General features: G+C 69.3%; 8 protein-coding genes. All 8 read left to right on the top strand.

Annotated elements, in window-relative coordinates:
* A partial coding sequence (locus CYU89_RS18005; protein WP_296282911.1) for a helicase-related protein occupies positions 1-487 on the top strand: 487 nt, incomplete at its 5' end.
* A gap of 198 nt (positions 488-685) precedes the next feature.
* Positions 686-1,255, top strand: coding sequence for a PilL N-terminal domain-containing protein (locus tag CYU89_RS18000; protein ID WP_194498150.1), 570 nt, complete (start codon positions 686-688; stop codon positions 1,253-1,255).
* Positions 1,252-1,899, top strand: coding sequence for a hypothetical protein (locus CYU89_RS17995; protein ID WP_033990371.1), 648 nt, complete (start codon positions 1,252-1,254; stop codon positions 1,897-1,899). Before CYU89_RS18000 ends, CYU89_RS17995 begins: the two co-directional genes overlap by 4 nt.
* 9 nt (positions 1,900-1,908) lie before the next feature.
* Positions 1,909-2,628 (top strand): TIGR03759 family integrating conjugative element protein, encoded by a 720-nt coding sequence (locus tag CYU89_RS17990; protein WP_194498148.1) that lies wholly within the window; start codon positions 1,909-1,911, stop codon positions 2,626-2,628.
* The gene (locus tag CYU89_RS17985; RefSeq protein WP_263889931.1) at positions 2,613-3,233 is read left to right on the top strand and encodes a lytic transglycosylase domain-containing protein; all 621 of its coding nucleotides are present in this window, start codon (positions 2,613-2,615) and stop codon (positions 3,231-3,233) included. Before CYU89_RS17990 ends, CYU89_RS17985 begins: the two co-directional genes overlap by 16 nt.
* Positions 3,230-3,763 carry an integrating conjugative element protein gene (locus CYU89_RS17980; protein WP_296282910.1) on the top strand — a complete coding sequence of 178 codons (534 nt, stop codon included), beginning with the start codon at positions 3,230-3,232 and terminating at the stop codon, positions 3,761-3,763. Before CYU89_RS17985 ends, CYU89_RS17980 begins: the two co-directional genes overlap by 4 nt.
* Before the next feature lie 8 nt (positions 3,764-3,771).
* On the top strand, positions 3,772-5,928 hold the full coding sequence (traD, locus tag CYU89_RS17975) for a type IV conjugative transfer system coupling protein TraD (RefSeq protein ID WP_296282909.1): 2,157 nt from the start codon (positions 3,772-3,774) through the stop codon (positions 5,926-5,928).
* On the top strand, positions 5,925-6,388 hold a 464-nt coding region (locus CYU89_RS17970), incomplete at its 3' end, for a TIGR03747 family integrating conjugative element membrane protein (protein ID WP_296282908.1). The genes traD and CYU89_RS17970, both read left to right, overlap by 4 nt.

The raw sequence follows: 6,388 nt of genomic DNA, 5'->3' as shown, positions 1-6,388 counted from the left end.
GACCCTGGTCTATTCGGTCTACACCGGCACGCGCGACACCACGTCGCGTTTGAAGGTGCTGCTGGAGCAGGAAGGCTTCAAGGTGGCGGTACTGCGCGCGAGCGTGGATGCCTCCCGCCGCGAGGACTGGATCGCCGAGCAGTTGGACCGCGGCATCGACGTGCTCATCACCAATCCCGAGCTGGTGAAAACCGGCCTGGACTTGCTGGAGTTCCCGACCATCGTGTTCCTCCAGTCGGGCTACAACGTGTACTCGCTGCAGCAGGCCGCCCGGCGCTCATGGCGCATCGGCCAGAAGCAGCCGGTGCGCGTGATCTACCTGGGCTACGCCAACTCCTCGCAGATGACCTGCCTGGGGTTGATGGCCAAGAAGATCATGGTCTCGCAAAGCACGTCGGGAGACGTACCCGAGTCGGGCCTGGATGTTCTGAACCAGGATGGTGATTCCGTCGAGGTCGCCCTGGCCCGGCAGCTTGTCACGGCCTGATCCATGTACCCATGCCGGCGGCCCCTCGGGGTCGCCGGCTTCTTTCCACGGCCCTTCGGGGCCGTTTTTCTTGGGCGTATGACAGTTCATGGCGCCGCCCCGCCATGTATTCGGGCGGGCGTCAGTGCGTTTTGTTTGCTGCCCGCAGGCCAAGCGGCGGCGATGGTGAGCGCTCCGTGTTCCAGGGAAGCGCCCTCCATGCAACCACCCATCCGCGCTGTTCACCGCCTGGCCCTCGTCGCTGGCTTGCTGGCCGGCAGCCTGTTGGCCGCCGGCTGCGCCACGACCGCCGCACCGTCTGCGCCAGCGGTGCCGGCCGCATCGCCAACCGCCGTCGCGCCGGAGCCAGGTTTCGTTCCGGTGGCCCGCTACGGCCGCTACACCCTGGTCGAGCTGGTGCCGGAGCCCGCGCAGCGTGATCTCTTGCAGCAGGCGGTGGAGGTCTCGATTCCGCCCATGCTCGATGCCAGCGTGGGCGATGCAATGCGCCATGTGCTCCTGCGCTCCGGCTACCGGCTCTGCGATGCGGCCGAGGCCGCATCGCTCTACGCGCTGCCGCTGCCCGCCGCACACCTGCGCCTGGGCCCGCTGATGCTACGCGATGCCTTGCTGACCCTTGCCGGCCCCGCCTGGGAGCTGTCGGTCGATGACTTGACCCGCCAGGTCTGCTTCAGCCGGCACGGTGCCCCCATCTCGCTTTCCGCCAACCCGCCCGGCGCCGCCACGCCCGTGCCGGACGCCGACCGGCCCGAGGAGATGCAGCCATGACCTTTCCCCAAGCGCCATCCGAGCGCAATTCCCGCACGCGCTGGCTCAAGATCGCCGCGGCCTTCTGGCTGCTGCTCATCAGTGCCGTGGCAGTCATCAACAGCGTCGGCCTGTCGCGGCTCGCCGAACAGACCCAGGGCAGCGCGCAGGATGCGCAGGTCAAGGCGCTGGGCCTGCGCATGGCCGATCTCGAACAACAGGCCGATGCGGACAAGCGCCGGCCGGCGCCGATCAGCCAGGCCGAGTTCGCCACCGCGCGGCAGGCGCTGGACGAACGGATGACGCGCCTCGAAGAGGACGATGAGGCGAGGGCCCTGGCCATCGACCTGCAGACGCTGCAGGCACGCGTGAACGGAATTGAAACCCGCCTGGAGAAGACCCGGCAGGTGGCATCCGCCGCTCGCCCGCGCGCTCCGGTTGCGACGAAGCCCAAGGTGCCGGAGCCGCCGTTCCGGGTGCTCGGCGTGGAGCTGCGGGGAGGCGAGCGCTTTCTGTCGATCACCTCCGCCGCCACGGCCTCGCTCGCGGGCGCCCGGCTGCTGCGCGAGGGCGATGCCGAGGGCGGCTGGCAACTGCAGTCCATCGAGGCGCAGGCGGGCGTGTTCCAGGTGAACGGCCAGACGCAGCGCGTCGCGGTGCCGTAGGAGGTCGCCATGATCCTGCGGCCGTTGCTCGCTGCCGTCGTCCTGTTCGCCGCTTTCGGCGCATCCGCCCAGCCGGCCCCGGTGACGAACTCGCGCATGGTGCCCGCCCAGGTGCAGCCGGGCGCTGATGCCGCGCTCGACGAGAGGCAGGCGCGGGAGTGGGGACTTCGCTCCGAGGAGTGGGCACGTTACCGGCAACTGATGCAGGGGCCGCTCGGGGTCTATTCGCCCCAGCTCGATCCGCTCACGGCGCTGGGCATCGAGGCCCGCAGCGAGGAGGAGCGCAGGCGCTACGCGGAGCTACAGGTGCAGGCCGAGGCCCGGCGCGTCGGCAAGACGCTGGCCTACCAGAGGGCCTACGACGCGGCGTGGCAGCGTCTGTTTCCCGGCCAGCCGCGCGTGAGTCTGCCCGGCGCCAAGGCGCAGGGTGCCGGCAACACCGGCTCCGGACGCCTGGCGGTCTTCGTCAAGGCCGACTGCACACCGTGCGCGCAGCGCGTGCAGCAGTTGCAGGCGGCCGGCACGGCCTTCGACCTCTACATGGTCGGCAGCCGTCAGGACGACGCGCGCATCCGGCAGTGGGCCACCCAGGCGGGCATCGACCCGGCCAGGGTGCGCGCCCGCACCATCACGCTCAACCACGATGCGGGGCGCTGGCTGTCGCTCGGCCTGCCGGGCGATCTGCCGGCCGTGGTGCGCGAGGTGAACGGCCAATGGCAGCGGCAATAGGTACTCCGGGCCGGAGGCGTCGGCCATCCCGCGTCGCCGTCCGCTGCGCCAGCGCCGTGCTGCTGCTCACCACCGGCGGCTGGGCGTTGGCCGCCCTGGCGCGGGAAGTGCCGCCGCCGGCCTATCAACTGGCGGCGCATCGTGCAGAAGTGCCGGCGGCGGTGCTGTATGCGGTGGCCTTGCAGGAGAGCGGCGCCATGCTGCGCGGGCGCCTGATCCCCTGGCCGTGGACGCTCAACGTCGCCGGCACGCCGCAGCGCTACGTCACCCGCGCCGAGGCCTGCGCGGGGCTGCGCCGGGCGCTCGCCCATACGCCGGCCAATCGCATCGACGCCGGCCTCGGCCAAGTCAATCTCGGCTACCACACGCATCGCTACACGCAGCCCTGCGAGCTGCTGGACCCATACCGCAACCTCGCCATCGCCGCGGAAATCCTGCGCGAACAGCACACGCCGGGCGAGGACTGGCTGCTTGCCATCGGCCGCTACCACCGGCCCGCCGGCGGGGCACCCGCGGCGCGCTACCGGCGCAGTGTGCATCGGCACCTGACCCGCGTGCTCGACCCCAGCGTTCCCGTTCCAACCCTCCAGGCCACCACGCCATGAACCACATCGTCCTCATCGCCGCCATCGGGCTGCTGTCCACGACCACCGTCTTCGCCCAGACCGCCTCCGCGCCGCTGATCATCGTCGAAGACCGCGGCGGCACCTCCGCGCTGCCGTACTACCAGTCCCTGAATCCCCAGCCGGATCAGTCCGCACCGCCGACCTCGATGCCGGCCCCTCGCGTGGGCAACGCGGCCGACGCCGAAGCCGCCATGCTGCCGGTGCGCTCGACACAACTGTCGCCGGGCGAGGTGCAGCGCCGCGTCATCCGGGCGCCGGGCCTGACGGCGCTGTTCCTGATCGGCGACGACGAGCGTTCGCGCGCCTGGCTGCGGCAGCGGCAGGCGGCGCTGCGAGAGCTGCAGGCCGTGGGCCTGGTGGTCAACGTGGAGTCGATGGCCGCGCTGACGGCGCTGCGCAGGCTGGCTCCCGGCGTGACACTCTCGCCGGCCTCCGGCGACGACCTGGCCCAGCGCCTGGGCCTGCGCCACTACCCGGTGCTCATCACGTCCACCGGCATCGAGCAGTAGGTGCGCCAATGGCCCAACCGCATGCGGTCGAGGTGCTGCTGCGGCCAGCGGTGGAGCTTTACACCGTGGTGGTCTGCACCGGCGCCGCGATTCTGTGCCTGGTGGCACCGTGGTCGCTTGCGCTGAACCCGCTGCTTGGCCTGGGCTCGGCGCTGGCTTTCCTGACCTTCGGCGCGATTCGCCTGCGCGATGCCTGGGCGATCCTGCGCTATCGCCGCAACATCCGCCGCCTGCCGCGCTACGTGATGACCAGCCGCGACGTACCGGTGAGTCAGCAACGGCTGTTCGTCGGCCGGGGCTTTCGCTGGGAGCAGCGGCACACGCACCGGCTGATGCAGACCTACCGGCCGGAGTTCCGCCGCTATGTCGAGCCGACGGCGATCTACCGGGCCGCCCGGCGGCTGGAGGAGCGGCTTGAGTTCGCGCCTTTTCCCGTCTCGAAGCTGGCGCGCGCGCTGGCCTGGGACAGCCCGCTCAACCTGGCGCGGCCGCTGCCGCCGCTCGGCGGAATGCCGCGCCTGCACGGCATCGAGCCGCACGAGGTCGACGTCACCCTGCCGCTGGGCGAGCGCGTCGGGCACACCCTGGTGCTGGGGACCACGCGCGTGGGCAAGACGCGGCTGGCCGAGCTGTTCATCACCCAGGACATCCGCCGCAAGGTCCGCGGCGAGCATGAGGTGGTGATCGTCTTCGACCCCAAGGGCGATGCGGACCTGTTGAAGCGCATGTACGTCGAAGCCAAGCGTGCCGGGCGCGAAGGCGAGTTCTACGTGTTCCATCTGGGCTGGCCGGACATCTCGGCGCGCTACAACGCTGTGGGCCGGTTCGGGCGGATCTCCGAGGTGGCCACGCGCATCGCCGGACAGCTCTCGGGCGAAGGCAACAGCGCCGCGTTCCGCGAGTTCGCCTGGCGCTTCGTCAACATCATCGCCCGTGCCCTGGTCGAGCTGGGGCAGCGGCCGGACTACCTGCTGATCCAGCGCCACGTCATCAACATCGACGCGCTGTTCATCGAGTACGCCCAGCACTACTTCGCCAAGAACGAGCCGAAGGCCTGGGAGGTCATCGTCCAGCTCGAAGCGAAGCTGAACGACAAGAACATCCCGCGCAACATGATCGGGCGCGAGAAGCGCGTGGTGGCCCTCGAACAGTACCTGTCCCAAGTGCGCGTCTATGACCCGGTGCTCGACGGCCTGCGCAGCGCCGTGCGCTACGACCGGACCTACTTCGACAAGATCGTCGCTTCGCTGCTGCCGCTGCTGGAGAAGCTCACCACCGGCAAGATCGCGCAACTGCTCGCACCGAACTATTCCGACCTGTCCGACCCGCGGCCGATCTTCGACTGGATGCAGGTCATCCGCAAACGCGCGGTGGTCTACGTGGGGCTGGATGCGCTGTCCGACGCCGAAGTCGCGGCGGCGGTGGGCAACTCGATGTTCAGCGATCTGGTCTCGGTCGCCGGTCACATCTACAAGTTCGGCATCGACGACGGGCTACCCGGCGCCGCGGCGGGCACCAAGATTCCGATCAACGTCCACGCCGACGAATTCAATGAACTCATGGGCGACGAGTTCATTCCGATGGTCAACAAGGGCGGCGGTGCCGGCGTACAGGTGACGGCCTACACGCAGACCTTGAGCGACATCGAGGCGCGCATCGGCAACCGTGCCAAGGCCGGCCAGGTGGTCGGCAACTTCAACAACCTGTTCATGCTGCGCGTGCGTGAGACCGCCACCGCCGAACTGCTGACGCGACAACTGCCCAAGGTCGAGGTGTACGCCACGGCACTGATGAGCGGCGCCACCGACAGCTCCGACCCGCGCGGCACTACCGCCTTCACGTCCAACACCCAGGACCGCATCAGCAGCAACAGCGTGCCGCTGATCGAGCCGGCGCATGTGGTGGCGCTGCCCAAGGGGCAGTGCTTCGCGCTGACCGAGGGTGGCAACCTCTGGAAAGTCCGCATGCCGCTGCCGGCACCCGATCCCGACGAAGCCATGCCGAAGGATCTGCAGGAGCTGGCCGGCTACATGCGACAGCACTACGTCGAGGCAGGAGACTGGTGGGAGAACCAAGGCATTCCCGGCCTGCAGGACAAGGCGCTGCCCGACGACCTGCTGGACGACTTCAAGCAGATGGCCGCCGCTGAAGAGGCCGAAGCATGAGCGATCCGGCCGTTGCGGCCCAGCGCCAGCAGCAACGACAGCAGGGGCTGATCGCCGGCCTGGTCACGCTGCCATTCCGCTTCTTCGGCGTGCTGTGCGGCGCGCTGCTGCTGTGCATCCTGATCGAGTGCGTCGGCATGCACTTCTTCTGGCCCGATCAGGGCTGGCGCCACGCGCAGGGCATGCTGCACTACGAGCTGGATCAGCTCTCCACGCACTTCACGCGCAGCGCGCTGGTGCAGGAACCGGGGCGCACCGCGCACCGGCTGGTCGAGCAGGGCTACGACTGGCTGTTCGTGAACAGCGGCCTGCTGGACTGGATACGCGATGCCTCGGTGCAGGCCAGCGCCGGCAGCCATCGCCCGACCAAGGATTTCCGCTACTACATCGGCTTGGTCTACGTGAACGTGGAGAGCTACCTGATCGCGGCGGCCTACACGACGCTGGTCTTCCTCGTGCG

The sequence above is a fragment of the Pseudoxanthomonas sp. genome, assembly GCF_002863005.1.
In the GTDB taxonomy this organism is placed as follows: domain Bacteria; phylum Pseudomonadota; class Gammaproteobacteria; order Xanthomonadales; family Xanthomonadaceae; genus Pseudoxanthomonas_A.
This window is presented reverse-complemented; position numbering and strand designations above follow the sequence as displayed.

What these genes read in the sequence shown, in the direction of transcription:
- CYU89_RS18000 (WP_194498150.1), top strand. Translation starts at nt 686, where the DNA reads ATGCAACCACCCATCCGCGCTGTTCACCGCCTGGCCCTCGTCGCTGGC.
- CYU89_RS17995 (WP_033990371.1), top strand. Translation starts at nt 1,252, where the DNA reads ATGACCTTTCCCCAAGCGCCATCCGAGCGCAATTCCCGCACGCGCTGG.
- CYU89_RS17990 (WP_194498148.1), top strand. Translation starts at nt 1,909, where the DNA reads ATGATCCTGCGGCCGTTGCTCGCTGCCGTCGTCCTGTTCGCCGCTTTC.
- traD (WP_296282909.1), top strand. Translation starts at nt 3,772, where the DNA reads ATGGCCCAACCGCATGCGGTCGAGGTGCTGCTGCGGCCAGCGGTGGAG.
- CYU89_RS17980 (WP_296282910.1), top strand. Translation starts at nt 3,230, where the DNA reads ATGAACCACATCGTCCTCATCGCCGCCATCGGGCTGCTGTCCACGACC.
- CYU89_RS17985 (WP_263889931.1), top strand. Translation starts at nt 2,613, where the DNA reads ATGGCAGCGGCAATAGGTACTCCGGGCCGGAGGCGTCGGCCATCCCGC.